This window comes from Curtobacterium sp. MMLR14_002, from assembly GCF_001864975.1.
Taxonomy (GTDB): Bacteria; Actinomycetota; Actinomycetes; order Actinomycetales; family Microbacteriaceae; genus Curtobacterium; species Curtobacterium flaccumfaciens.
Genome location: NZ_MJGT01000058.1, coordinates 72,198 through 96,113, shown reverse-complemented (window position 1 = coordinate 96,113; position 23,916 = coordinate 72,198). Strand labels below are relative to the sequence as shown.

27 protein-coding genes and 1 tRNA gene are annotated in these 23,916 nt (G+C 71.9%); 13 read left to right on the top strand and 15 right to left on the bottom strand.

The features are described 5' to 3' along the window. The first annotated feature begins 223 nt into the window (after positions 1 to 223). Positions 224 to 712: a peroxiredoxin gene (locus BIU91_RS10155; protein ID WP_071405342.1), complete on the top strand. Its 489-nt coding sequence runs from the start codon at positions 224 to 226 to the stop codon at positions 710 to 712. A 56-nt stretch (positions 713 to 768) separates the two neighbouring features. Further along, positions 769 to 1,695, top strand: a complete 927-nt coding sequence (locus BIU91_RS10150; RefSeq protein WP_071405341.1) for an alpha/beta hydrolase — start codon at positions 769 to 771, stop codon at positions 1,693 to 1,695. 173 nt (positions 1,696 to 1,868) lie between these two features. On the opposite strand, the gene BIU91_RS10145 is transcribed toward BIU91_RS10150, so the two are convergent. The 5 genes from BIU91_RS10145 to BIU91_RS10125 all read right to left on the bottom strand — a co-directional run bounded on the left by BIU91_RS10145 (position 1,869) and on the right by BIU91_RS10125 (position 6,356). Beyond that, positions 1,869 to 3,455: an alpha/beta fold hydrolase gene (locus BIU91_RS10145; protein ID WP_071405340.1), complete on the bottom strand. Its 1,587-nt coding sequence runs from the start codon at positions 3,453 to 3,455 to the stop codon at positions 1,869 to 1,871. Then, positions 3,452 to 4,444 (bottom strand): amino acid--[acyl-carrier-protein] ligase, encoded by a 993-nt coding sequence (locus BIU91_RS10140; protein WP_216099664.1) that lies wholly within the window; start codon positions 4,442 to 4,444, stop codon positions 3,452 to 3,454. Before BIU91_RS10140 ends, BIU91_RS10145 begins: the two co-directional genes overlap by 4 nt. After that, positions 4,441 to 5,616, bottom strand: coding sequence for an acyl-CoA dehydrogenase family protein (locus tag BIU91_RS10135; RefSeq protein WP_071405339.1), 1,176 nt, complete (start codon positions 5,614 to 5,616; stop codon positions 4,441 to 4,443). Before BIU91_RS10135 ends, BIU91_RS10140 begins: the two co-directional genes overlap by 4 nt. Further along, positions 5,613 to 5,900 (bottom strand): acyl carrier protein, encoded by a 288-nt coding sequence (locus BIU91_RS10130; protein ID WP_071405338.1) that lies wholly within the window; start codon positions 5,898 to 5,900, stop codon positions 5,613 to 5,615. The genes BIU91_RS10135 and BIU91_RS10130 overlap by 4 nt, the downstream gene beginning before the upstream one ends. An 81-nt stretch (positions 5,901 to 5,981) precedes the next feature. Continuing rightward, positions 5,982 to 6,356 (bottom strand): holo-ACP synthase, encoded by a 375-nt coding sequence (locus tag BIU91_RS10125; RefSeq protein ID WP_171907809.1) that lies wholly within the window; start codon positions 6,354 to 6,356, stop codon positions 5,982 to 5,984. 106 nt (positions 6,357 to 6,462) lie between these two features. Between BIU91_RS10125 and BIU91_RS10120 the strand changes: the two genes are divergently transcribed. Next, positions 6,463 to 7,500 (top strand): hypothetical protein, encoded by a 1,038-nt coding sequence (locus BIU91_RS10120; protein WP_071405336.1) that lies wholly within the window; start codon positions 6,463 to 6,465, stop codon positions 7,498 to 7,500. Further along, positions 7,497 to 9,071 carry a CoF synthetase gene (locus BIU91_RS10115; RefSeq protein WP_253183726.1) on the top strand — a complete coding sequence of 525 codons (1,575 nt, stop codon included), beginning with the start codon at positions 7,497 to 7,499 and terminating at the stop codon, positions 9,069 to 9,071. The genes BIU91_RS10120 and BIU91_RS10115 overlap by 4 nt, the downstream gene beginning before the upstream one ends. A gap of 19 nt (positions 9,072 to 9,090) precedes the next feature. On the opposite strand, the gene BIU91_RS10110 is transcribed toward BIU91_RS10115, so the two are convergent. Genes BIU91_RS10110 through BIU91_RS10090 form a run of 5 tightly spaced genes read right to left on the bottom strand, consistent with a single transcriptional unit; the run spans position 9,091 to position 12,735 of the window. Beyond that, on the bottom strand, positions 9,091 to 9,642 hold the full coding sequence (locus BIU91_RS10110; protein WP_071405335.1) for a hypothetical protein: 552 nt from the start codon (positions 9,640 to 9,642) through the stop codon (positions 9,091 to 9,093). Then, positions 9,639 to 10,619 (bottom strand): aldo/keto reductase, encoded by a 981-nt coding sequence (locus tag BIU91_RS10105; protein WP_071405334.1) that lies wholly within the window; start codon positions 10,617 to 10,619, stop codon positions 9,639 to 9,641. The genes BIU91_RS10110 and BIU91_RS10105 overlap by 4 nt, the downstream gene beginning before the upstream one ends. 35 nt (positions 10,620 to 10,654) lie before the next feature. After that, the gene (locus tag BIU91_RS10100) at positions 10,655 to 11,188 is read right to left on the bottom strand and encodes a hypothetical protein (protein WP_071405333.1); all 534 of its coding nucleotides are present in this window, start codon (positions 11,186 to 11,188) and stop codon (positions 10,655 to 10,657) included. Between the two features lie 42 nt (positions 11,189 to 11,230). After that, positions 11,231 to 12,091, bottom strand: a complete 861-nt coding sequence (locus tag BIU91_RS10095; protein ID WP_071405332.1) for a hypothetical protein — start codon at positions 12,089 to 12,091, stop codon at positions 11,231 to 11,233. Continuing rightward, the gene (locus tag BIU91_RS10090; RefSeq protein ID WP_071405331.1) at positions 12,091 to 12,735 is read right to left on the bottom strand and encodes a SatD family protein; all 645 of its coding nucleotides are present in this window, start codon (positions 12,733 to 12,735) and stop codon (positions 12,091 to 12,093) included. The genes BIU91_RS10095 and BIU91_RS10090 overlap by 1 nt, the downstream gene beginning before the upstream one ends. Before the next feature lie 85 nt (positions 12,736 to 12,820). On the opposite strand from BIU91_RS10090, the gene BIU91_RS10085 reads away from it, so the two are divergent. The 5 genes from BIU91_RS10085 (at position 12,821) to BIU91_RS10065 (ending at position 15,192) form a co-directional block, all read left to right on the top strand. After that, positions 12,821 to 12,893: transfer RNA gene (locus tag BIU91_RS10085), tRNA-Val, on the top strand. A 70-nt stretch (positions 12,894 to 12,963) separates the two neighbouring features. After that, positions 12,964 to 13,320: an SDR family NAD(P)-dependent oxidoreductase gene (locus BIU91_RS19460; RefSeq protein WP_084741038.1), complete on the top strand. Its 357-nt coding sequence runs from the start codon at positions 12,964 to 12,966 to the stop codon at positions 13,318 to 13,320. Positions 13,321 to 13,523: 203 nt separating this feature from the next. Further along, positions 13,524 to 13,766: a hypothetical protein gene (locus BIU91_RS10075; protein ID WP_071405330.1), complete on the top strand. Its 243-nt coding sequence runs from the start codon at positions 13,524 to 13,526 to the stop codon at positions 13,764 to 13,766. Positions 13,767 to 13,885: 119 nt separating this feature from the next. Beyond that, on the top strand, positions 13,886 to 14,425 hold the full coding sequence (locus BIU91_RS10070) for a GNAT family N-acetyltransferase (protein ID WP_071405329.1): 540 nt from the start codon (positions 13,886 to 13,888) through the stop codon (positions 14,423 to 14,425). Positions 14,426 to 14,514: 89 nt separating this feature from the next. Next, positions 14,515 to 15,192 carry a hypothetical protein gene (locus BIU91_RS10065; protein WP_139196603.1) on the top strand — a complete coding sequence of 226 codons (678 nt, stop codon included), beginning with the start codon at positions 14,515 to 14,517 and terminating at the stop codon, positions 15,190 to 15,192. A gap of 160 nt (positions 15,193 to 15,352) precedes the next feature. Here BIU91_RS10065 and BIU91_RS10060 read toward each other — a convergent pair whose 3' ends face one another. Next, on the bottom strand, positions 15,353 to 17,524 hold the full coding sequence (locus tag BIU91_RS10060) for a phosphocholine-specific phospholipase C (protein ID WP_071405327.1): 2,172 nt from the start codon (positions 17,522 to 17,524) through the stop codon (positions 15,353 to 15,355). 239 nt (positions 17,525 to 17,763) lie between these two features. Here BIU91_RS10060 and BIU91_RS10055 point away from each other — a divergent pair, with 239 nt between their 5' ends. Further along, a complete protein-coding gene (locus BIU91_RS10055; protein ID WP_071405326.1) occupies positions 17,764 to 18,519 on the top strand; it encodes a GntR family transcriptional regulator in 756 nt (251 codons plus the stop codon). A 144-nt stretch (positions 18,520 to 18,663) separates the two neighbouring features. Here the strand turns inward: BIU91_RS10055 and BIU91_RS10050 are convergent, their stop codons facing one another. The 4 genes from BIU91_RS10050 to BIU91_RS10035 are packed head-to-tail and all read right to left on the bottom strand — an operon-like array spanning position 18,664 to position 21,744. Continuing rightward, positions 18,664 to 19,416 (bottom strand): ABC transporter permease, encoded by a 753-nt coding sequence (locus BIU91_RS10050; protein ID WP_071405325.1) that lies wholly within the window; start codon positions 19,414 to 19,416, stop codon positions 18,664 to 18,666. A gap of 44 nt (positions 19,417 to 19,460) precedes the next feature. Beyond that, positions 19,461 to 20,231, bottom strand: a complete 771-nt coding sequence (locus BIU91_RS10045; protein WP_071405324.1) for a hypothetical protein — start codon at positions 20,229 to 20,231, stop codon at positions 19,461 to 19,463. Beyond that, complete coding sequence (locus BIU91_RS10040) at positions 20,228 to 20,893, bottom strand: DedA family protein (RefSeq protein WP_071405323.1); 666 nt, start codon at positions 20,891 to 20,893, stop codon at positions 20,228 to 20,230. Before BIU91_RS10040 ends, BIU91_RS10045 begins: the two co-directional genes overlap by 4 nt. A 56-nt stretch (positions 20,894 to 20,949) precedes the next feature. Next, the gene (locus BIU91_RS10035; RefSeq protein ID WP_071405322.1) at positions 20,950 to 21,744 is read right to left on the bottom strand and encodes a hypothetical protein; all 795 of its coding nucleotides are present in this window, start codon (positions 21,742 to 21,744) and stop codon (positions 20,950 to 20,952) included. 135 nt (positions 21,745 to 21,879) lie between these two features. Between BIU91_RS10035 and BIU91_RS18525 the strand changes: the two genes are divergently transcribed. Genes BIU91_RS18525 through BIU91_RS10020 form a run of 3 tightly spaced genes read left to right on the top strand, consistent with a single transcriptional unit; the run spans position 21,880 to position 23,899 of the window. Then, entirely contained in the window at positions 21,880 to 22,962 is a 1,083-nt protein-coding gene (locus tag BIU91_RS18525; RefSeq protein ID WP_071405321.1) for a HAMP domain-containing sensor histidine kinase, read from the top strand. 5 nt (positions 22,963 to 22,967) lie between these two features. Further along, a complete protein-coding gene (locus BIU91_RS10025) occupies positions 22,968 to 23,627 on the top strand; it encodes a response regulator transcription factor (protein ID WP_231495656.1) in 660 nt (219 codons plus the stop codon). Between the two features lie 29 nt (positions 23,628 to 23,656). Next, positions 23,657 to 23,899 carry a hypothetical protein gene (locus BIU91_RS10020; RefSeq protein ID WP_071405320.1) on the top strand — a complete coding sequence of 81 codons (243 nt, stop codon included), beginning with the start codon at positions 23,657 to 23,659 and terminating at the stop codon, positions 23,897 to 23,899. Positions 23,900 to 23,916: the final 17 nt, after the last annotated feature.

The following is a 23,916-nucleotide window of genomic DNA, read 5'->3' as shown; positions in this document are numbered from 1 at the left end:
TCGTGGTGGTGGACATGGTGGCTCCGGTGGTCGGGTCGCGACCGGCTGGGGCCCCGTCCACTCTAGGCCCCAGGACCGACGCTGATGCTGATGGTGACGTGCAGGTGGACGGGTGCTTGCATTCGCGTGTCGTCGGCGTAGCATGGCCGATCGTGCACACGCGATCCGCGGCGCACGGACCCGACGGGCACACCCCACGCCCGAGGAAGAAGCACACGTAGCGATGGCACTGGAGATCGGCTCACTCGCGCCGGACTTCGAGCTCCCGAACCAGTTCGGTGAGCACGTCCGACTCAGCGACTTCCGCGGCAACCGCCCGGTCGCACTCGTCTTCTTCCCGCTGGCGTTCTCGTCCGGGTGCACGAACGAGCTCTGCACCCTGCAGGACAACATCACGATGTTCCAGGACCAGCGCATCGAGCTGCTCGGCGTCTCGGTCGACTCGAAGGCCACGCTCCGCTCGTTCGCCGAGACCAACGGCTACGACTTCGAGCTGCTCGCCGACTTCTGGCCGCACGGCGCGGTCTCGAAGGAGTACGGCGTGTTCCTCGAGAACAAGGGCTTCGCCACCCGCGCGACCTTCGTCATCGACGTGCAGGGCCGCATCAAGGCCTCGATCATCACCGAGCCCGGCCTGCAGCGGGACGTCGCCGAGTACAAGGCGGCCCTCGACCGGCTCGCCGCCTGCTCGGCACCCGTCCCTGTCGGCTAGCGTTCCGAATCCCTCCTGACGGACGCGTCGGCGTCGACGGTCGGACAGGAGGCCCGGTGCACGCGATCGACACCGACCCACGTGGTCGCGGGGTCACCGCTGATGCGTACGCCCCGTACCCGGTGCGCGTCACGCCCGGCGCCTGGGGGCTGACCCGCACGGTCGTGGAGGCCCCGACCGGGCCCGTCGTGGTGCACCACCGCGCCGGCCCGGACCCGCTCCTGCTGCTGCACGGCGTCGCCGGCTCCTGGTCGACGTGGACGCCGTTGCTGCGCGCCGCGGACGGGATCGGGGACCGCGGGCTGGTGCTCGTCGACCTGCCCGGCTGGGGGTCCTCGCCGGCTCCCGACGGTCCGCTCGGGCTCGACGCCGTCACGGGTGCCGTGTCGGCGGTCCTCGTTGCGCTGGGCCTCGGCGCGGTCGACGTGGTCGGGCACTCCATGGGCGCGTTCGTCGGGTTGCACCTGGCGGTGGTGGCGCCCGAGCGGGTGCGGTCGCTCGCCCTGGTGTCCGGCACCACGGTCGCGACCGCCGGTGCGGCTCGGCACCCGGTGCGGGCGCTCGGCACCCTGCCGGCGTTCACCCTGCTGCGTGCGGGCCTCACGGTGACCGGTGGGGTCGCTCGTCCGCTGCTCCGGGGGATCGCCCGGATCGGTCTGTTGCCGCTCGTCGCGGCGCCGGTGTTCACGTACGTGCGACGCCTGGACCGGAGCGTGCTCGAGGCCTTCGTCGAGGAGCTCCGGCCGGAGCAGTTCACCGAGGCGGCACGGTCGGCGGCGGCGTACGACGTCGACCGGTGGCGTGCGATCACCTGCCCGGTGACGGCGATCGCCGGGCGCGACGACGTGTTCGCCCGCGTCTCGGACCTCGAGGCGCTGCGGGCGCTCGTGCCGCAGGTCCGGACGGTGCTGCTCGACGACTGCGGGCACTTCGCCCACGTCGAGCGTCCCGACGCCGTCGCGCGGGAGCTCGGCCTCGTCTGACCCGAAGTGGATGCGCGTGCATCGGGCGACACCCCACGAGTCGTTCGACACGTGGATCGTCGGAACATGCACCCGCATCGGATGCGCGTGCATCGGGCGACACTCCACGAGTCGTTCGACACGTGGATCGTCGGAACATGCACCCGCACGGACTGTCCGCCTGGGCGGGCGCGTCAGGTGTGGACGGGGAACGTCGCCGCGACGCGGGAGCGCACCTCGGCGACGACGGCCTCGCGCATCGTCGGGGAGAACAGCGCGTGGTCGCCGTCCTCGACGCGGACGACGGACACCGAGCCGCGACGGTCGTCACCGGGCCAGCGCCGGACGGCCTTCTGCCCACCGAGCCGGTCGAACAGGGCGGCGTCCTCGGGAGCGACGATCACGACGACGTCGGTGCCGTGCTCGACGAGCGGGCGGACGTGGCCGACGACGCCGCCCATCCGGTCGCGGCGGGCGATGCGGTCGCGGACGGCCTTCGGCACGAAGCGGTTGTACCGCTCGCGTACCCACATCCGCGCGGGCGACGGGGCGTCGATCGCCCGGACCCCGTCGGCGTACGAGCCGGGCTCGGCCGGGACACGCCGGTAGTCGTTCGGGCTGATCTCGACGACCAGGCGCGGGGCCTCCTCGACGGCGCGGCCCGCGACCCAGGCGCCGGCGCACATGCCGACGAGCACGAGCCGGTCCGAGGGTGTGGCGAGTGCGGTGACGACGGCGGACTGGTCCTCCACCCACTCCTGCGCGAACAGGAAGCTCCGCTCGTCCTCGTGCACGCCGGTGCTCTCGCCGGTGGCACGACGGTCGACCCGGACGACCCGGGCGCCGTCGCGGGCGAGGGCGCGGGCGAGTTCGACCTGGTAGTCGGTGGCCCCCACGCGGTGCTCGGCGCCGCCGCTGTGGAGCACGACGACGGGGGCGTCGTGGTGCTGGGCGGACGAGACGGTCTCGATCCCGAACAGGCCCTGATCGCCGAGGTGGACGATCCGCTCCGACACGCGGCCGTCGACGTCGAGGACCTCGTCGAGGACGGGCGTGCGGACGGGCACCGCCGTCTCGGGCGCCCAGGTGTCGAGCCAGGCCACGACGGTGTCGACGGCGGCTCCGGGGATGCGGGCGTGGATGCTCGTGCCGTCGAGGAGCTCGGCGCTGCCGGTGACCTCGGTCACCTCGACGCCACCGAGGGGCTTCGGCGACCGGGCACCCGGACGGACGAGCGCGACGGTGGGCCCGGTGCGCGGGGCGAAGGCGAGGTCCGCGAGTGCGGCGGCCTCGTCGGGCTCGACGTCGAACCCGATCAGGCTCTCGACGCCGTCGACCACGCGGTCGGCGCCGATCGTGATGGTCGCGAGGGCGCGCTGCCGGCGGAGCCAGCCCTTGCCCGATGCCGGGGCGTCCCAGACGACGAGGCCGTCGGTGTCCGCGGCCGCGTTCGCCGCGACGAGGGCCGCCGAGGCCAGCCCGACGAAGGCGACGTGCTGCACCCCCGTCGTGCGGAGCACGGCGGCGGCGTGGCGTGCGGACCGGACCTGCGCGTCGGGCGCGGTGTCGGGTGCGCCGTCACCACGTCCGGACGGGTCGTAGCGCACCGAGGCGATGCCACGGGCCTCCAGGCGGTCGGCCAGCAGACGGAGCGTGCGGTACGCGATGACGCCCTCCTGCCCGAGCGGCGGGCAGATCACGACGCCGGCGCGCGCGGCGGCGGGGAGCTGGACCGCGGCGCGGATCGCCGGCGATCCGGACCAGCCGTGCAGCGTGGTCACAGGGCGAGGGCGGCGCGGGCGGACGCCGGCCAGGCGTCGAGGTCCGTGCCGTGGGCGGCGAACAGGGCGATGGTGATGCGCTCCAGGCCGAACGCGATGCAGGCGCTGTGCGCGACCTGTCCGTCGTCGGTGCGGAGGCCGAACGAGGTGCCGAAGTGGTCCTCGTGCAGGTTCGCGGAGCTGATCGCGGTGGCGTCGTGGTCGGGGCCGTAGACCTTCGTCACGAACTCGAACTTGAGCGCCTGCTCGACCTGGTTGCGGGCGAGCATCTGCCCGACGCGGCCGAAGAAGGGGTCGTTGGCGGGGACGACGTCGATCTCGAGCCCGAACGACTCGAGCAGCGCGCGCATCACTGGGATGCTGCCGTCCCGGTGGGCCGCTGCGGACGCGGGGGTGCCGACGTGCACGAACTCGTGCATGTGGAAGGCCTGCAGACGCATCGGGTCGAGCGAGGGCTCGCGGCGGAAGGAGTCGCCGAGGACGTCGAAGAACCGGCCCTGCTGTGGCACGGTGTCGCCGATCAGGCCGTAGACCGGGTGGCAGACCGCGGGGGTGAGCATGAGGTCGGCCGGCTCGAGGAACCCCTCCCAGCGCTCACCGCGCTCGCGGGCGGCGAGCAGTGCGCGGTGGGTGCGGTCGTCGCCGGTGAACCCGGAGATCGACGCGGCGAGGTCCGGGAACGACGCGATGTAGTCGGTGCGCTCGAAGGACGCGAGCGGCTCGACCGGCGGGAAGCGCAGGACCTCGGCGCCGAGGTGCTGCTGGCTGCGGACCGCTGCGGCGTCGACTGCGGCGTACACGCGCTCGAAGACCCCGGTGCGGCCGTAGAGCCCGGGCGTGCCGAGGTCGAGGAGGACGCCGTCGGTGAGCAGGCGGGCGCGGAGGGCTGCGCGGGCGGCGTCGAGCGCGGCGGCGTCGGCGGCGGTGTCCGCGGTGGTGGTGTCGGTGGTGTGCGTGGTGGTGTGCGTGGTGGTGTCCGTGATCGTCACAGGATCACTCCCGTCATGATGGCCAGGTCGGCGTCGTTCTTGAGGAGACGGTCGTTGCTCACCATGACGGCGGCCCCGTGGGCGTCTCGGAGGTGTCGGGCGATGCTCATCGGACCCGAGGCGGCGTAGCCCGCGATCCCGACGATGCGCAGCGCCTTCGTGACGATGTCGGTGACGCGTTCGGACGCACCGATCTTCAGGGCGTTCGCGGCGAGGGCGTACGCGCTCGAGGCCAGCACGTCCGGGTCGTCGGCGGCGGCGTCGAACCGTTCGGCGGCGTGGCGCACCGAGTCGGCGAGGGCCTGCAGGTCGACCAGGAGCTCGGCGAGCCGGAGGGCACCGGGCGGGGTCGTCCCGACGGCGGCGCGGGCCTGCTTCCGGACGGCGCTGCGGGCACGTTCGGCGGACGAGACCGCGATGCCGAGCCAGACCGAGGCCCAGAGCACGTGCGACACCGGCAGGACGGTCTGGGCGGAGATCGCGGCGTAGTCGTCGCGGAACACCCGGTCGGTCGTCGTCTCGGTGTCGAGGATCCACCCGTTGCTGCACGTCCCGCGGAGCCCCATGGTGTCCCAGGTGGACGTCTGCGACAGGACCATCGTGTCGGTGCGGCAGATGAGCAGCCGCTGGTCCGACGCGGGGGCGTCGGGGTCGCGGCGTGCGGTGACGAACACCGCGTCGGCCTCGGTGGCGTACGAGATCACCGGCGCGTCCTTGCGCAGGCGGATCCGGCCGTCGTCGGTCGGCTCGATGGAGCAGGTGGACCGCCGGGCGTCGCCGCCGACGCCACGCTCGGTGGTGGCCGACGCGACGAGTGCCCCGCCCCGGACGGCCTCGATCGTCTCGAGCACGCCGGCACCGTCGCCGCCGTGCCGCCAGAGCGCCATGACCTGGCCCTGGTGCATCGCGAACACCATGCCGGTCGCGGCACAGGCCCGGCCGAGTTCGGTCGCGATCGCGGAGAGCTCCGCCACGGAGGCACCCTCGCCACCGTGCTCGGTCGGCACCGCTGCCGCGAGCAGGCCGTACTCCCGCATCGCGGCGATGGCCTCGCGCGGGGGTCGGGCGTCGCGGTCGACCTCGTCGGCGAACTGTGCGGCGACCTCGGCCACCGCGCTCGCACGCTCGGCGAAGCGGTCGACGACCGACGGTGCCGGCAGGACCAGGGTCACGAGGCGAGCTCCGCCGCGGCGACGATCGACTCGACGCTCGCGAAGGTGGACCGGTTCAGCACCGAGTCGGGGAACTCGACGTCGAGGTCCGACTCCACCGCGAGCATCACGTTGACGGTGGCGTGCGAGGTCAGGCCGAGAGCGTAGAGGTCGGCGATCGACGCGACGTCCCACGCGTCGACCGTCAGCCGGCCGTGCTCGGCGAGGGCGCGACGGACGGCCCGGTCGGTGGCCGGGTCGGCGATCGTCGCGGTGGTGCTGGAGGGGTTCGGGTCCTGTTCCATGACTGCAACCGTAAAGAGGAACGGCCCTCGGGAAACCGCCGTGCGGGTGCGGGAAACCGCACCCCTGTCCGGAGCGCCGGGTCAGCGCTCAGAGAGGGCCACCGCCGTCGCCACCGCGAGCCCCCGTTCGTGTGCCAACGAGACCGCGATCGGACCGCACCCGATCGACTCCGCCAGGGCCGCGGCCGCCCCGGACAGCTCGACCGTGGGGGCGCCGCCGGCGTCGAGCACGACGGCGACGTCACGCAGCGGGATCGCCTGGTCCGGAGCCGGCCGGAGCAGTTTCACCACGGCCTCCTTGCCCGCGAACCGGGCAGCGAGGCGCTCCGGGTCGTCGCCGGTGTCGGTGCGCTCCCGCAGGGTGAACACCCGGTCCAGGTACCGCTCGCCGTGCGCCGTCACGGCGTCGACGACGTCCTCGACCGCTGCGAGGTCGGTGCCGGTGCGGATGGTCATCACGAGGAGCAGGCTACGCACCGGTTGTCCACAGTGCATGCCCTGACCGGCATGGGGCACGCCGGGGGTTCGTATGATCGTCGCCAGGGACCACCGAGGGGGAACGATGGCATCACCGTGGACGGGCATGATCGAGGACGCGCGGCACTACCCGTCGCCGCACAACTCGCAACCGATCGTCGTGCGCGTCGAGGACGACCGCACCGCGACCGTGTTCTACGACCTGCGACGGGGGTTGCCGGCGGAGTCGTTCGGCATCCCGTTCGGGCACGTCTGCGCCGGGGTGTTCCTGGCCGGGCTCGACGTGGTGGCACGAGCGCACGGGTTCACCGTGCAGGAACGGCTCGACCACGCCGAGATGGACTTCGGTCGGCTCGACGCTGGTGCGGACGACCGCCTGCACCGGCTGGGCACGGTGACGTTGCGTCCGCACGTGGTCACCGCGGACGACCGGGAGGCCCTGGCCGGCTTCCTCGCACGGCGCACCTCACGCAGGCCCTACGACGCAACGCTCGTCGACGCCTCCGCGATCGAGGCCGCGTCCACCATCGCGTCGGCGGCCGGGCAGCGCTTCCGCACCACCGACGACCGGGCCACGGTCGACGAGATCGTGCGCGTCAACCAGGAGACCCTGTTCGACGACCTGCAGCACGACGCCGTGCACGACGAGATCCTGCACTGGCTGCGGTTCTCGAAGCGACAGGCAGCGGCCACCGGCGACGGGCTGTCCGCGGAGACGATGCTCATGCCCGGCCCGGTGCTCCGGTTCGCCATGGAGCACCGCGGACTCTGGCAGGCCCCGGGCATCGGCGGGGTCTTCCGCAAGGTGTACCTGTCCACCATGCGGGGCGTCCGACAGCTCGCCTGGCTCGAGGGACCGTTCAGCACCCCTGCCGAGTACGGCGAGGCCGGACGGGTCTTCATGCGCATCTGGCTCGAGTTCTCCGCACGCGGCATCGCCATGCACCCCTTCGGCACCGTGATCACCAACCCGCGGTCACACGCCGCGTTCGTGGAACGTGCGGGCGTCGACGAGTCCGACGGGCGGATGGCCTGGATGCTGTTCCGCTTCGGACACAGCGACCCACCACCCCTGGCACACCGCCGACCCGCAGCAGCGATGACCGTCGGCGGTGCCCGGTGAAGCGCGCAGCGGTGTTCTCGGTGGTGTGGGTGGTCGAGACCTTCGTCGCACTGTTCATGCCCCGCGTCGGCACCCACAAGCTCCTGCTCACGCCCGGCATCGAGCCGCTCCGCTGGACCCTCGGACGCTGGCGCGCCTGGCGGACCGCGGAACGGGCTGCGAAGCGGGTCCCCGCGTACCGGGCGTTCCTGGCGGAGTCGGGACAGGCCTCCAGGCTCGACACCCGTGGTGGGATCGCCGCAGCGATCTCGGGACTGCCCGAGATGGACAAGGACTCCTACGTCAAGCGCTGGAGCATCCCCGAGCGCTGCATCGACGGACGCCTGCCCCGACGCGGCGTCGTCGTCGACGAGTCCAGCGGATCGAGCGGCACCCCGACCAGCTGGGTGCGCGGCCCCGACGAACGCCAGGCCACCCGACAGCTGCTGCAGCTCGGGTTCTCCCGCACCGCGAAGGACCTGTCGAAGCAGCCCTTCGTGCTCAACGCCTTCTCGCTCGGGGCCTGGGCCACCGGGATGAACGTGACCGCCTCGCTCACCGAGTCGTCCATGATCAAGTCGATCGGCCCGGACCGCGACAAGATCGTGCAGACGATGCGCGAGTTCGGCACCGACTTCACCTACATCATCTGCAGCTACCCACCGTTTCTGAAGGCCCTGTTCGAGGACGACCGGCTCGACTGGAGCCAGTACACGATCGTCGCCGCGTTCGGGGGCGAGGGCATCAGCGAGAACATGCGCGCCCACATCGAGCAGTACGCGCAGGCCGTGCTCGGCTCCTACGGGGCGAGCGACCTCGAGATCAACCTCGGCATCGAGACCCCGTTCAGCGTGCAGCTCCGCCGGGCGATCGCCGCCTCACCGGAACTCTCCGCCGCCCTCACCAAGCAGGGCGAGTACGGGGTGCTGCCGATGGTGTTCCAGTTCAACCCGTTCGGCTACCTGATCGAGACGAACGACCTCGGCGAACTCGTCGTGACCATCGCCCGCTCCGAGAACATCAGCCCCCGCATCCGGTACAACATCCACGACCGCGGACACGTGGTGCGGATGAAGGAACTCCGCTCCGTACTGCGGGCGACGGGGCACGCGGCGCTCGCCGCGGAGGCCGAGCTCGACCTGCCCCTGCTGTTCCACTACGGCCGGTCCGACCTGTCCGTCGACTACAACGGGGCGGTCGTCGCACCGGACGTGGTGCGGGACGTCGTGTACGGCGACCCGGAGCTGCTCGAGGCCGTCGAGAACCACCGGCTGATCAGCTACGAGGACGACCAGGGTGACCGGCAGCTGCACATCGCGTTCCAGCTCGCCTCGGGTGCCGGCGGGTTCGACGCGGACGCCGCCCGGGGCGACGTGATCGCCGAGCTGCGGCGGTTGAACAAGGACTTCTCGAACGCGATCCGTACGGCGCCGCCGGGCACGCTGCCGACGGTCGCGTTCTACCCGTACCGGACGGGGCCGTTCCGCGAGGACGGCAAGAAGCTCAAGAACGAGTACGTGTGGCAGCTGCCGGCCGGGTCGGTCGAGCAGTGGGACCTCGACCTGTCGTGGGTCGCGGCGAAGGAGGCCTGAGCGCGAGCCGATTCCGGCGCTAGTCGTACTGCGGCGGCCAGTCGAAGGGCGCCGGCAGGTGCGGGACCTCGCCGACGGTCGTGACGACGAGGACGATCTGGCGCAGGTCCGTGAGCTCGATCGAGCGCGGGTTCCCGATCCGCCGGTGCCCGTCGACCCACACCGTCAGTTCCCCGCGCAGGCCGCCGACGTGCTCCGGACCGAGCGAGACGCCCCACTCGTCGAAGAACTGCCCGAGCGTGAACGTCTGCTTCGTCGGCGACTCGACGTGCACGATGCCCGACGTGTCGTGCGTGTGGATCTCCGCGGCGAACTTCCGCTCGTCGGAGTGCCCGATGTTCGCCGGGACGGTCACCGGCTCGTCGCCGTCCAGGATCGTCAGGTGCGTGTGCACGTGCTCGGCCAGCCGTTCGCCCCAGACGTTCCGGAGCCCGGCGGACTCGGCGCGGGCCGTCAGGTCCGTCGGCCGTGGCCAGGGCGGAGCGTCGCGGGCGGTGGCCGGTCCGGATGCGGCGCACCCGGACAGCAGCAGGAGTGCGGCCACCGCGACCGCGACGCTCCGCAGGTTCACCAGCGGTCGTGGACGCTCGCGCGGAACCACGTGTCGTACAGGTCGTGCACGGTGGCGTCGAGGCCCTCGATCGGCGGCAGGTCGCCGGCCGCGGCGTTCGAGCGCGCCTGCTCCGGGTTGCGCGCGCCCGGGATCGCCGCGGTGACGCCGTCCTGCGCGAGGATCCACGCGAGCGCCGCCTGCGGGACCGAGACGGCGTCCGGCAGGGACGCCGCGAAGGTCTGCGCGGCACGCACGCCGTCGTCGTAGTCGACGCCGCTGAAGGTCTCGCCCTGGTCGAAGGCCTCGCCGTGGCGGTTGTAGTTGCGGTGGTCGCCCTCGGCGAACGACGTGTCGGTCGTGTACTTGCCCGAGAGCAGCCCCGAGGCCAACGGGACGCGCGCCAGGATGCCGACCCCTGCCTCCCGGGCCGCCGGCAGCACGCGGTCGAGCGGCTTGAGACGGAACGCGTTGAGGATGATCTGGACGCTCGCGACGCCGGGCCGGGCGATCGCGGTGAGGGCCTGGTCGGCGGTCTCGACGCTGACGCCGTAGGCGGCGATCGAGCCGTCGGCGACCAGCGCGTCGAGGGCGTCGTAGACGGCGTCGTCCTCGTAGACCGGGGTCGGCGGGCAGTGCAGCTGCACGAGGTCGAGGGTGTCCTGCCCGAGGTTCTTCCGCGAGCGGTCCACCCACTCGCGGAAGTTCGCGGCGACGTAGTTCTCGGGGACCTGGTCGGCGCGACGGCCCATCTTCGTGGTGATCGTCAGCGGCACGTCGGGGTTCGCGGCACGCCACGCGCCGATGAGCTGCTCGCTCCGGCCGTCGCCGTAGACGTCGGCGGTGTCGAACAGGGTGACACCCGACTCGACGGAGGCGTCCATGACGGCGTTGGCGTCGGCTTCGGAGACGGGGCCCCAGTCACCGCCGAACTGCCAGGTGCCGAGGCCGATGGGGGAGACGGAGCGGCCGGTGCGGCCGAGGGTGCGACTCTGCATGGGTCCGAGCGTAGTCAGACGTGCGCGGGCGGGGTTCAGCCGATCGTCGAGACGCCGCGGCGCAGGAGCGCTCGCGCTGCCCGCGCGCGGGGGATGACCCAGACGGCTGCCCACAGGGCCATCGCGCTCCAGAGCAGGATGAGCATCGTCGTGATGAGCGTGCCGTGCTGGTCGCGCATCGACCACGTCATCGCGATCCACAGCACGCCCAGGACGACCTTGCCCCAGCCGGCGCCCTCGCGGTCGGCCTGCGCCTGGACGAGCGGGATCCACTGGTCCGCCGGCACACCCGCGGGCACCTGACCGTCGGCGATCCACTCGCGCACGACGATCGACCGCTCGTAGCCGCCCTCGGCGCGCCAGGCGCGGCGCTGCAGGACGACGGCGATCGCGGCACCAGCCACCGCGGTCGGGATGCCGGCCGAGACCAAGACGGTGGTGGTCGCCTCGGTCCACGACGACAGGACCAGCATGACTAGGACGACGGCGAAGGCCGCACCCGTCACACCCGCACCGAGCAGGCGGAGCCGCCCGGCTTCGTCGAGGACACCGACTCCGACACCGTTCACGGGGGAGAGCGTACCTGCGGTGATCGGGGGCGGGGCTGTTCGTCAGCCCAGTGCCAGCAACCAGCACATGCCGGCGGCGGCGAAGGCCATCGCCCAGCTCACCAGGCTGCCGATCAGGAAGTACTCGGCCTGGTACCCGGTCGTCTCGCGGCGGATCTCGGGGAACCGGACGATCCCCTTCGCGGCGATCAGTGCGGCGACGACGGGGAAGGCGCCGGCCAACGAGAACCCGGCCAGCAGGAGGCGCTCGATCGGGCCGATCATGCGGCCGCCCTTGAGGGTGACCGTGCGGTCTCCGGGTTTGTCGTCGTCTTCGTCCGACGCCCTGCCGGTGCGTCGTCGGCCGAAGCGTTTCGGTCGGCCGGCTGCTGCCGCCGCCGTTGTGCGCTGGGCATCCGGGGAGAGTTCTGCTGGCAGCGCCTGGGCGACGACCACGTTGGCCGAGTCGACCAGGAACAGTGCCGATCCGATCCCGGCGACGATCGCGGCGAGCGGCACCGCGCCGACGAAGGACGGGCCGACGTCCCGGTGCCAGTCCACCACGAAGCCGGAGGCGTCGGCAGCCGGTACCCAGAGCAGCAGCACGGCGACGGCGACCGCGAGCAGGACGGCCGGCCAGGACCCGGAGCGTCGGAGCCAGGGGAGTGCCCGATCGCGACCGCCTGGCGCGCCACCGGACCGCACCGGCATCGTCGTCGCGACCCACAGGGCTGCGAGGACGACCGCGACCAGCACCGACCAGACGGCGAGGCCGAGGCCGAGCACCGCCACAGCCGTCACGGCGGCCCACAGCAGGGCGATCACCGTGGTGGTCAGCACGCGCCGAGGTGCCACGGCGGTCCCGGTCCGTGCGCGGACGACGTCGGCGAGCCCGACGAGGGTCAGGAGGACTCCGGCGAGCATCAGCGGCCCCCGTCCCCGAGGACACGCAGGCCCTCGACCAGGGCGGCGACGCCCGACTTCTGCACGGACTGGGACACCGCCGACGGGGTGATCCCCTCGTCCGCGGCGATCTGCGCCTGCGTCCGGCCCTGCACCAGACCGAGTGCGATCCGGCGGGCGCGGGGTGCGAGTCGCGAGACGACGTGGTCGCGGCTGAGGAAGTAGGCGTTCACGAGTCGCTCCGTCGTTCCGTGGCGGTCGTCGGCGTCGTGGTACCAGGACCGCAGGAACGCGGTCCGGCCGTCCTCGCGCCGGTGGGTCTCGTTGATGGCGTCCCGCGCCGACCACCAGCCCGGGCCGTCCTGCAGCGGGCCGGCGCCGCCGGTGCCGATCGTCCGGACCTGCCCGCGGCCGATGCCGAGGCGGATCTGCACGGTCGGGGGGAGTGCGAGGGTGGCGGCCGTCGTGGCCAGCAGCGCGTCGGTGAGCGTGGCGTAGATGACCTGGAACTCGTCGCCGACGGTGCCGCGGAGGGGGTCGAGTGCGCTGACGTCCGGGGTACTGTCGAAGGCGTGCTCGACGTTCTGCTGGGCTGCGGAGCGGTCCTCGAGCGTGCGGGAGTCGACCAGGTCGACGATCACGGCGATCACGGGCTCGGACTGCATGGGTTAAGCGTAGAGCTTCATATCGTAGAAAGTAAGTCTGGGGCTAAACTTCACCGGCTGCCGTGACGCTCTAGGATCGTCGTGAGGGCCTTTAGCTCAGCTGGTAGAGCGCCACGTTTACACCGTGGATGTCGTCGGTTCGATCCCGGCAGGGCCCACCGAGCCACCGCTGGCCGGTCTCCCACCGGGACCGGCCAGCGATCCGTCAGTCGCCGAGGGGCCACAGCCATTCGGCTTCGAGGTCGCCTTCGACGAGTTCCGCGAGCTTGCCGAAGTAGTTGCGCCTACGACGTCTCGCCCACGGCGGCCGTCTACTGCGGCACGAAGTTCGCAGCACGGGCGATCACCGAGGGGCTTCGCCAGGAGTCACCGCGCGGGATCCGTGTCACCACCGTGTCGCCTGGAGTCACCGAGTCCGAGCTCGCCCCAACGATCACCGACGCCTCCGCCGCCGCCGCGATGGTCATCTACCGTGCCGAGTCGGTCTCTGCCGACGCGATCGCCCGCGCCGTTTCCTACGCGGTGGCCGAGCGACCCGACGTCGACGTGAACGAGATCGTCGTGCGGCCTGCGGCCCAGCGTTGAGTTGCTCCGCAGTGTCGCAGCGAGCCGCCGGGCGAGGCGTAGCGGGTGGCCGTCACCCCGGATGGGCTACGCCACAGGTCACGAGCGCAACAGCGCTCCGGGCGATGAGGGCGATCGCCCACCGGCGTGAGGCTGTTCGACGTCTCACCGGATCACGGTGGCGGTCCTCGGCGATCATCCTGGCGTCCGGTAGCGTCAGCGCCATGACCGACATGCAGCGACGCAGTCTGCTCGAACGGCTGATCGGCAAGCCCCTGCCGTGGCTCGTCTGGGTGTGGGCGGTCATCGCGCTGGTCTGGCTCGTCCTGGCCGTCGTCGAACCGTCCCGGTTCCACACGCAGATGGCGGTCCTCTGGATCATCCTCACCGCCGTGCAGATCGGCTCGGTGTCCTACGCCCGTGCGCAGGCGCGGAAGCGTGCTCGGAACGCCGGCGACGACTCGTAACCGGCCCGACGCAGGCGCCCAGAGCGCGCCCGCGCCCGGAGCCCGCCCACGCCCGCCCAGTGCATGAGCGTGCGCAGAGCTCGGCGAGATGCCTGTGCGCTGCGTGAGAGCATGCGGTCGTGACAGACGAACCCCTGCTCGAGATCCGGTCGGCGTCCGAGACGGACGCGGCGTCCGTTGCTGCGGTCGTCGTCCGTGCGTACGCCAACCAACAGGGCTGGGTGAGCGACGCCGAGCTGGTGACCGGGGAGCGGACGAGCCCGGACCAGGTGCGTGCGATGATCCGTGCCCCGCGGTCGGTGGTGCTCGTCGCGGCCCACGACGCCACCATCGTCGCGACCTGTCACCTGCGGGCCTCCGACCGGGCGACGGCGCACCTCGGCATGCTCGCTGTGGACCCGGCGTGGCAGTCCCGAGGTGTCTCCCGGCGGCTCCGGACCGCGGCGATCGCGTACGCCGAGGAAGCCTTGGCGTGCGATTCCGTCGAGCTCGAGGTGCTCAGCGTGCACGAGGGACTGCGACGCGTGTACGAGCGAAGCGGGTTCATCGCGACGGGGGAGACCCGACCGTTCCCGGCACACGTCGCTCGCGTCGCGGGGCTGCACTTCGTCGTGCTCCGGAGATCGCTCGGCGGGTCTGGACAGACCGCGGACGTGTGACCCGAGCGGCGCGCCGCCGCCGGGACCCGTAGGCTCCAGGCGGACCCACCGGTGCACGGGGCGCACGGCGGGATCCGAGGGGGAACCACATGTCCATCACATCCAGGATCACCACCGCGGGGACGGCAACCGTGATCGTCGTGCTCGCACTCTCCGGCTGCGCCGGGACCGGCACAACGGCACCGGGAGTGGAGCGGGCCACACCGCGGTCGTCGGCACCGACACAAGCGCCGACCCTGGCACCGACGGAGACGCCGACGGAGACGCCGACGGCGCCGGCCACCGCCGACTCGGCCACGAAGGACCTCACGTTCGAGGACGGCGACGCGCTCTCGGCGAGCACGCTGCCCGCGTTCGGGCTCCAGGTCTCGGCGCTCGACGGCTGGGAGCAGACCGGCGAGGACCCGACGACCGGGTCGCGGGAGTACACGAACGCCGACGGCTCCGTGGCGACGATCACGCAGCAGCGGCTCACCGACCTCGACCCGACGATCGGGGACCGTGCCGCCACCGAGCAGCTGTTCACGGCCGCGGGGCTGCCGGCCGACCGGCTCGAGGAGCAGCTGCTGCCGACGATCACCGGCGGCACCGCACAGTTCCTGTCGATCGCCGGGCACAACACCGACGGGTCGTGGTCGGCGACCGTGGCGCGGGCATTCGCGAAGCCGGGAGCGGCACTCATCGTGAAGGTCCGGACGACCTCGCAGGATGCGCTCCGTCCCGACCTGCACGACATCCTGGTCAACGCGCAGGTGGTCGTCGCCTAGCGCGACCAGCGCGACCAGCGCGACCAGCGCGACCAGCGCGACCCGCGCGGGCGACGGGACGCGAGACCGACGGGAGGCCCGGTGCCAGCTGGCACCGGGCCTCCCGTCCGTCGTGGACGCGGCCTGACCGCCCCTGCCGACCCACGCGGATCGGCCCGCGTCAGCGCTCCGCGCGCCCGGCGAAGCGGTACCGGAACCCGGGCACACCGTCCGCGGTGACGACCACGTCGTAGTACCCCCACTCGTCGAGCGGCCAGTGCATCGTCTTGCGCCCGGAGCCGCGGACGTGCGCGGTCTCGCGGTGCTCCACGAAGTCGTTGGCCACGAGCACGAAGCGCACCTCGGCCCGGCCGGTGTTCTCGAGCAGGAGCTGCAGGGTGCGCCGACCGCGGGTGTCCCGGACGACCGAGACGTGCGGGACGCCGCCGGTCGCCGGACCACCGACGGCGACGGTGCCGGCGAAGCGCCGGAGGAACCGGTCGGGTCCGTAGACGCTCACGTCGTAGGCGCCGTCGGTCGTCGTGGTGTCCCATGCCCAGTCGGCGGTGGCGCCCACCGGGACGGTCTTCGGGTGGGCGGCGAACGGCATCGCGGTGTTCGGGTAGACCAGGAAGTTGACCCCCTGGCGACCGTCGTTCGCGAGGGTCACGGTGACGCGACCGGTCCGGTGGTCGACGCTCGCGTCCGCGTGCTGCCGGTAGGGCAGGCTCCGGCGGCGGACGGTGCCGGGCTCCTGGACGGGCACGGTCTGCGCGCCGATCGCGGGTTCCTCGATGGGCGGCTTCGCCTGGTCGGCGTCGGCGGCCGCGACCAGCGCGCGGGTCTGCTCGATGCCGGGGACGACGTCGGCGCCGGGGATGCTCGCGTCGGGGGCGCTGAAGTCGAAGCAGCTCGTCAGGTCTCCGGAGACGGTCCGTCGCCAGTCGGAGATGTTCGGCTCGCGGACGCCCGTGACGTGCTCGAGGAACTGGATCACGGACGTGTGGTCCGCCACCTGCGAGTTGACCCACCCGCCACGGCTCCACGGGGACACCACGGTCATCGGCACGCGGGCGCCCATGCCGATGGGCAGACCGTCGACGTACTCGTCGGGCGTGCCGGGCTCGGCGAACGGGGGGACGACGTGGTCGAAGTACCCGTCGTTCTCGTCGTAGTTGACGAGCAGGACGGTCGAGGCAAAGGTGTCCGGGTTGCTGAAGAGCGCCTGCACGACGGCGTTCGTGTAGTGGGCGCCGTAGTCCGGGCTGGCCGCCGGGTGCTCGCTCCAGCCGTAGGGGGCGACGACGTACGACACGGTCGGCAGGTTGTTGGTCGCGCAGTCCTGCCCGAACTGGCTGAGCAGGTGGGTGACGTCGAGGCCCTTGCCCGAGTTCGGCTTCCACCCGTCGTGCAGCCCGGCACGCGCGGCGAGCTCCTGCTGGGCGGGGTCGGAGGACGCGAGCGCGCGGTGGTACTGCTCGAACAGCCAGAGCGGGTTGTCGCCGTAGTCGCCGACGTACGGGTCGGCGGAGCTGTCGCCGACCTCGTCGTTGGCGTAGGTCTTCCAGGTGACGCCGGCCGCCTGCAGTCGTTCCGCGTAGGTGGTCCAGGCGAACACCGGCTCGTAGTCCGCCGGGTTGTCGGTCGCCGGTCCGCCCTGGGTGCCGCGGGGGTCGATGGTGCCGGACCACTGGTACAGGCGGTTCGGCGTCGTCGGACCGTTGAGCGAGCAGTGGTAGTCGTCACAGACCGTGAAGGCCCCGGCGAGTGCGCGCTGGTAGGGGATGTCCTCGCTGGTGAAGTAGCCCATCGTCTGGGCGCTCTTCGCGTCGACCCACCGGTTCCAGGCCCCGCCGTTCCACGCGGTGTGCCCACCGCCCCAGGAGTGGTCGAGGCCGTCGGCGTTCTGCGCGTTGAACCGGGTGGTGTCGAGCCGGAACGGCAGCATGGCGCCACCGTCGGTGCGGGCCGCCGCCGGCTGGTGGAAGACGTCGTGTCCGGTCGGCAGCTCGAGCGCCTGCTTGTCCGAGAACCCGCGGACCCCGGGCATCGTGCCGTAGTAGTGGTCGAACGACCGGTTCTCCTGCATGAGCACGACGACGTGCTTGACATCGGCGATCGTGCCGGTGGGGACGGCACGGGCGGTCGCGGCGCTGGCGCGGTCGGCCGCGCCCGGTCCGAACGCAGACCCTGCCGCGACGCCGGCCATGATCGCTGCTGCGCCGCCGACCAGGACCGTCCGGCGGCTCAGGCCGGGGCGGACCGCTGCGGTGTACGCCGCGTCCGGGGTCAGCGGTGGTGCGGCGTCCAGGCTGACGTCGGGTGCGCCGTGTTCGGGCTTCCTCGTGCTCATCGCGGGCCTTCCAGGTCGTGGGAGTGCGGGCGCTGCGGGGGAGGCGCGCCCGTCAGCATGACAACGAGGTGCGCTGAACCGTGCCTTGCCCGACCGTGGCGGCGGGGTGAACGCGTCCGGTGGAGTCGGGATCGACCTGTCCAGGTGCGCCGCGTCTCAGCGCTGTGGTTCTGTGGTCGCTGCTCCGTGGACTCCGACGCATCTGGACAGCTCGTACCGCGGCGGGGGAGGATCGCCGGGTGCGACCACTGTTCCGGGACATCGCCGAGGATCTCGCCGACCGGCTGCTCCGCGGTGAGTTCGACGCCACGGGTGTCCTGCCAGCCGAGCACGACCTGGCGGCCGACTACGCCGTCGCGCGCGGCACCGTGCGGAACGCCCTCGAGCTCCTCCGCCACCGGCAGGTCCTGACGGCACGTGCCGGCTCCCGCTGGCGCGTCCGCACCACGACGCTCGGCCACGACGCCGGCGCGCTCGAGTCCTTCGGCCAACTGGCCAGGGCCCGGGGGCACGAGCCCGGCGGGCGGGTCGTGGCGGTCGAGGAACGGCCGGCCACCGTGCGTGAGCGGCGGCTTTTCCGCGCTGCGCACGACGAGCCCGTCCTGCACGTCGTGCGGGTCCGCTCCCTCGACGGTGTGGACGTCATGCTCGAGCGCACCGCCTACGCGCCGTGGGTCGCCGCCGTCATCCGGACGATCCCGGGCGGGCAGACGTCGGTGTCGGCGACCCTGGAGGACCGGTTCGGCATCCGGGTCGGTGCCGCCGTCACCACCGTGGACGCGCTGCTGGCGGACGACGCCGACGCCGCGCTCCTCGGGGTCCGGCCCGGTGCGGCCCTCCTGCAGGTGCGCCGGTCCAGCACCGCCGAGGACGGACGCCCGCTCGAGGCGGGCGACGACCGGTACGTCGCCGGGACCGTGCCGCTCCGGATCCGGACGGCGTCCGCAACGGCACCGGCACCGCGGACCGGCACCGGGCACGACGACGCGGGATGAGCCGGACGGGAGGCCCGGTGCCAGCTGGCACCGGGCCTCCCGTCCGTCTCCACGCGACCCCACGACGTGGGCCGGCAGGCGGGATCAGCGTCGCTGTGCGCCGTCCGCGGCGACGGCCGCCGCCAACCCGGACTCGCGAGGCGGTCAGCGGGTCATCTCGACGGCCGGCCTGGTCCGTACCGGGGCGAGCCAACGGGTCAGGAGCACGGCGGTGATGCTGCCGGTCGCCATGATCGCGGCGAGCACCACGATCTGGAAGCGCCCGGCCTCGAGCGGGGACACGCCACCGAACACGGCCCCCACGAATGCGCCGGGCAGGGTGACGAGCCCGGTCGTCCTCGTCTGGTCGACCGTCGGCACCAGGGCGGCACTCACGGCGCGTCGGACCAGGTCCGCGGTGGCGCGGCCGGGTGTCGCTCCGAGCGCGAGCCACCCCTCGACCTCGTCCCACCGATCGTCGACGAGTTCGCGGAAGCGACGACCGGCGATGGTCGCGATCGACATCGCGTTGCCGATGACGATGCCGCCGAGCGCGAGTGCGTAGCGGGGCGAGAGCGCGATGGCTCCGCTCCCGAAGACGACGACCGCGCTGACCAGGATGCCGGACGCCATCGCTCCGGCGACCGGCAGCACCATCGTCCGGAGGTCCCCGAGCCGACGGGCCGACGTGCACGTCGCCACGATGAACATCACCCCGAGCGCAAGGCCGATCAGGACGGGCGATCGGATGACACCGGTGAGCACGAGGCTGACGGCAGCGAGCTGCAGGACACCTCGCGCGATCGCCGCTGCCGGAGCCCAGGGTGCCGACGCGCGAGCAGCGAGCAGGACGACGGTCGCCGTCGCGACGAGCGCAAGGACGCCGAGCACCGTGCGCACCAGGACGTCTTCGGTCATGTCAGCTGCTCGGTCATCTGGTGCACTGTACGGCCGGAACGGTGTCAGCCGTCAGTTGCCGTGCGTGGGCCGGAGCGTCGGCGGTCGCTCGTGATCGCGATGAGGACGAGGATCGCGAGCATCGCGATCACGCTGACCATGCCGGTGCCGTAGCCGAGTCCACCTCGGAGCGGGGAGACGGCCAGCCAGTCCGCGACCGATGCGCCGAGCGGTCTGGTCAGGACGTACGCGGTCCAGAACGCCGCGACCGGGCCGAGGGTCCTCGTCCGCCGCAGCGCGACGACCACCGCCATCCCGCCCAGGAAGACGCCGGCACCGAGCAGGTACCCGAGGTGCAGCGTCGAGGCGATGAGGTCACCCGCCGCCGTGCCCATGGCGAACGTCACGATCACGGTCGCCCAGTAGAACCCCTGACGTCGGGTGGTGGTGACGGTGTGCACGTCGAGGGTCCCCTCGGTACGTCGCCACGCGGCGAACACGATGACGAGGACTGCGAGGAACACCGGTGTGGAGACGAGGTAGGGAATCCCTGCCACCACGTGCGCGACATCGGCGACCATGGTGCCGAAGACTGCGACCATCGCCACCGCCGACCAGTACTTCCACGGCGAGAACCGGCGAGACCGGAACTGGACAGCGAGCACCACGACGAACACGACCCCGGTGATCAGGACCGTGGGGGCCGGGGCGAAGCGGGTCACGAGCCGATCCGACAGCGCCTCACCCATCCCCGTGGTGAGGATCTTGATCACCCAGAACGACCCGGACGGTTCGGCGACCCGGTTCGGGAGTGTCCGGGTGCCGGTCACGCTCATCGGTCGCTCGCCACGGGCTGCTCGTCCGGGCGGCTCCGGTCGGTCCGGCTGCTCGCTCGCTTCCTGACCACCCCGATCAGGATGGGCAGGATCGAGACGATGACGACGACGATCATGAGGACGTCGATGTTGTGCGCCACGAACGGGATCCCGCCGAGCAGCACCCCGACCACCGTGAGTCCGCAGGCCCAGCCCACCGCACCGACGACGTTCCACAGGATGAACCTGCGGTAGTGCATGTCCGCTGTTCCCGCCGCGAGCGGGACGTAGGTCCGGACCACCGGAACGAACCGACCGAGGACCAGGGAGAGCCCGCCCCACCTGGTGAAGAACGCTTCGGCCTCGTCCAACCGAGCGGTCGTGAGTACCCGTGCACCCGCACGGAAGAGCCGGCGGCCGAAGCGTCGACCGATCCAGTAGCCGACCTGGTCCCCGGCGACGGCAGCGATCGACGCGACGACCGTGACCTGCCATGGTGCGATGCCCAGTGCAGCGCTCGTGATCGCTGCGGTGACCAGGAGCGAATCACCGGGCAGGAACGGGAACAGCACCCCGGACTCGATGAAGATGAGGACTGCGATCCCCGCAAGGACGGAGGGGCCGAACGCGTGCAGGACGGATCCGGCGTCGAACAGGTGGACGGCGAGCGGGACGGTGAGCATTGTTGCCTTTCTGGCTCGGTGCGGGCGAAGTGGCCTCGGTCAGCGGGACCGGGCGATCACGACGACAGCTGCCCGGGGGTGCCGGTCCGCACGCGTTCGTGGCGGCCGACGGAGATCCATGCGATGAGCGCTGCGATGACGGCGAGGAAGACGATGCTCGTGGTGATGGTCCCGATGCCGAGCCCGCCGTCGTGTGTCGGCTGGGAGAGCAGGTCCCCGGTCGACGCACCGAGCGGACGGGTGAGGATGTACGCGATCCAGAAGCAGGTGACGGCACCGCGACGGCCGATGAACCAGACGGCAGTGACCGCGGCGATCCCTGCGGCGAACAACAGCAGGGACGGCAGGTAGCCGAGGCCGGTCTGCTCGGCGATGAGGTCACCGGCCGCGGTGCCGAGCGCGAAGGTGAACAGGATCGCCAGCCAGTAGAACGCTTCCCGCCTGGTGGTGTCGATCTCGTGGATCGAGAGGGTGCGCTCGGTCCGGTACCAGGCGATGAACACCACGGCGAGAGCGACCGCGAACACGGTCGTGCTCACACCCAGCGGAACGCCGAGCCCGTCGGTGAGGTTGTCGGTGATGCAGGTCCCGACGATGCTGATCAGCACGACCGTGACCCAGTAGGTGACCGGCCGGTAGGCCCGCGTCCGGAACTGCAGCACCAGGAACACGACGAGCACTGCGGCCATCACGGCCGTCGTCAGCGGGAGACCGAACCCGAGGGTGTCGCTGAGCAGATCGGCTGCGGTTTCTCCGACGGTCGTGGCGAGGACCTTGATGATCCAGAACGACGGGGTCGGGTCGGGGACCTTGTTGCCCAGCGGGCGGGGCCTGGCGGTCAGATGGGTCATGGCGTGCTCCTCGTCGTGCCGTGGGCCTGCTGCCCGGTTCGGTTTGACGACGGTACGAAGGGGCCTGCAAGACTTCACCAAGAAATCCCGGTGGACCGATCTGGTCGGCTTCGCGGGAAGGGATGGAGCGACCGCATGATCAGCACCACATGGCATCGACTCGTCGATGCCGCTGCACGTTGGTCGCTCCGTCGCGAGCCGGACCAGGACGCGGATCGCCTCGCCTCTCGACGCTCGGTCATCGGGATCGCCGTGCGCGTCGCGGCAGTGTCAGCCGCGTTGGTCGTCGGGATCATCGCCCTGGTCGTCGCGTACGTGGTCTGGCAGCTCACCCCCGGCCAGCAGCGGGAGCAGGCCGGTCCGTTCGACGTGCACATCACCCTGGACACCGTCGATCTCACGGTCGCGATCGCGGGGGTCGGCGGGCTCGCGATCGTCTTCGCGGGAGTCGCGTCCTGGTTGATCGCGCGCCGCGCGGTCCGCCCGCTGACCGAGGCGCTGCGTGTGCAGCGGACCTTCGTCGCGGACGCCAGTCACGAACTGCGCACACCGCTCGCCGTCCTCCACGCCCGCGTGCAACGACTCCGCATGCAGACACCCGCCGACGATCCGCGCCGCGGCATCGTGGACGAGGTCACCAGCGACACGCGGATCCTGATCGACATCGTCGACGACCTCCTCGGAGCCGCGGCCGGGACGCCCACCGAACCGGGCGTCACACGTCTGGAGGACGGGTTGGCGGTACTCCGCCGCGACATGAGCGTGCTGGCCGCCGAACGGCAGGTGCGCCTCCGCGTGGCCGACCACAGCGCCACCGTGGCCCTGACGCCGACACAGCTGCACCGGTGTCTCGTCGCCCTCACCGACAACGCCATCGGCCACACCCCACCGGGCGGCAGCGTCACCGTGACCACCACATCGGAGCCCGACCGAGTGTGCGTCCGCGTGCAGGACGACGGCGCGGGCATCACCGGGATCGCCCCGGCGCGGGTGTTCGAACGTTTCGCGCACGGCACCGGGCCCGGCCCGGAACTCGCCGCGACGCGCACGGGGTACGGCATCGGGCTCGCGCTGGTCCGGGAGATCGCGGTCCGCGCCGGAGGAGCCGTCACCGTCGAGTCCACCGGCGATCAGGGAACCGTCTTCGCCCTCCGGATCCCGACACGCCACGCACCGACGGACATCCCGACCACGACACGGACGATCGGGGAAGGATGAACGCCATGGGACAGCGGCTGCTCCTCGTCGAGGACGACCCCAGGCTCGGGCCGCTCGTCGCCGAGGTGCTCCGCGACGACTGGGACGTGGTCCTCGCGCCGGACGGTGAGCAGGCGCTCGTCGCGGCGGTGGAGCAGTACTTCGACGTCATGGTCGTCGATCGCCGGCTCCCCGGCATGGACGGCACCGAGTTCGTCGGCGCGATCCGGAGCCGACGGATCAGTACCCCGGTCCTCATGCTCACCGCACTCGGCGAACTCCGCGACCGCGTTTCCGGTCTGGACGCCGGAGCGAACGACTACCTCGTGAAGCCGTTCGAGTTCGACGAACTCGCTGCCAGACTCCGAGCCCTCACCCGGGACTACACCGGCACCGGGACCGGGGTGGAGATCGGAGGCTGGACCTTCTACCCCGACGACCACAGCATCCACTCGCCGTACTCCGGGCGGATCCTGCTCACCGAGAAGGAGAGCGCCCTCCTCCGGTTCCTCGCGGCGGAGCCAGCGCGCGCGTTCTCGCGGAAGCACCTGCTCTCCGCCGTGTTCGAGAACGGCGAGCAGGAGAACACGGTCGACACGTACGTGCACTACATCCGGCGGAAGACCGACCGGGACCTCATCACGACGATCCGCGGCACCGGCTACCAGCTCGGCACTCCGACCTGATCCTCCTGCCTCCGCTCCTGGCGTGGGGCATGAGCGAGTCGACGAACGATCGGCTCGCGGCGGGTCCTCGAGCGAACCGGCTCGGGATCGCCCTGCTCGCGGTGGTCGCGATCGTGCGGCCCGGTCGCGGACGCCGGCTCGGCGTCGTCGCGGCGATCGTCTCGGTGCTCGGCACCCTCGTGACGGTCGGCGTGCTCGTGTGGCGCGTGGTCGCGGCGAACGGCAGCGAGCTGCCCGCGGTCGCGCGTGCGGCCCGCGACGTGGGCGGGTGACGGACTGGAGGCCCGGT

What these genes read in the sequence shown, in the direction of transcription:
- BIU91_RS10075 (WP_071405330.1), top strand. Translation starts at nt 13,524, where the DNA reads ATGACCGACATGCAGCGACGCAGTCTGCTCGAACGGCTGATCGGCAAG.
- BIU91_RS10060 (WP_071405327.1), bottom strand. Translation starts at nt 17,524, where the DNA reads ATGAGCACGAGGAAGCCCGAACACGGCGCACCCGACGTCAGCCTGGAC.
- BIU91_RS10130 (WP_071405338.1), bottom strand. Translation starts at nt 5,900, where the DNA reads ATGGAACAGGACCCGAACCCCTCCAGCACCACCGCGACGATCGCCGAC.
- BIU91_RS10035 (WP_071405322.1), bottom strand. Translation starts at nt 21,744, where the DNA reads ATGACCCATCTGACCGCCAGGCCCCGCCCGCTGGGCAACAAGGTCCCC.
- BIU91_RS10125 (WP_171907809.1), bottom strand. Translation starts at nt 6,356, where the DNA reads ATGACCATCCGCACCGGCACCGACCTCGCAGCGGTCGAGGACGTCGTC.
- BIU91_RS10020 (WP_071405320.1), top strand. Translation starts at nt 23,657, where the DNA reads ATGAGCGAGTCGACGAACGATCGGCTCGCGGCGGGTCCTCGAGCGAAC.
- BIU91_RS10090 (WP_071405331.1), bottom strand. Translation starts at nt 12,735, where the DNA reads ATGCAGTCCGAGCCCGTGATCGCCGTGATCGTCGACCTGGTCGACTCC.
- BIU91_RS18525 (WP_071405321.1), top strand. Translation starts at nt 21,880, where the DNA reads ATGATCAGCACCACATGGCATCGACTCGTCGATGCCGCTGCACGTTGG.
- BIU91_RS10155 (WP_071405342.1), top strand. Translation starts at nt 224, where the DNA reads ATGGCACTGGAGATCGGCTCACTCGCGCCGGACTTCGAGCTCCCGAAC.
- BIU91_RS10095 (WP_071405332.1), bottom strand. Translation starts at nt 12,091, where the DNA reads ATGCTCGCCGGAGTCCTCCTGACCCTCGTCGGGCTCGCCGACGTCGTC.
- BIU91_RS10105 (WP_071405334.1), bottom strand. Translation starts at nt 10,619, where the DNA reads ATGCAGAGTCGCACCCTCGGCCGCACCGGCCGCTCCGTCTCCCCCATC.
- BIU91_RS10120 (WP_071405336.1), top strand. Translation starts at nt 6,463, where the DNA reads ATGGCATCACCGTGGACGGGCATGATCGAGGACGCGCGGCACTACCCG.
- BIU91_RS10050 (WP_071405325.1), bottom strand. Translation starts at nt 19,416, where the DNA reads ATGACCGAAGACGTCCTGGTGCGCACGGTGCTCGGCGTCCTTGCGCTC.
- BIU91_RS10025 (WP_231495656.1), top strand. Translation starts at nt 22,968, where the DNA reads ATGGGACAGCGGCTGCTCCTCGTCGAGGACGACCCCAGGCTCGGGCCG.
- BIU91_RS10045 (WP_071405324.1), bottom strand. Translation starts at nt 20,231, where the DNA reads ATGAGCGTGACCGGCACCCGGACACTCCCGAACCGGGTCGCCGAACCG.
- BIU91_RS10065 (WP_139196603.1), top strand. Translation starts at nt 14,515, where the DNA reads ATGTCCATCACATCCAGGATCACCACCGCGGGGACGGCAACCGTGATC.
- BIU91_RS10040 (WP_071405323.1), bottom strand. Translation starts at nt 20,893, where the DNA reads ATGCTCACCGTCCCGCTCGCCGTCCACCTGTTCGACGCCGGATCCGTC.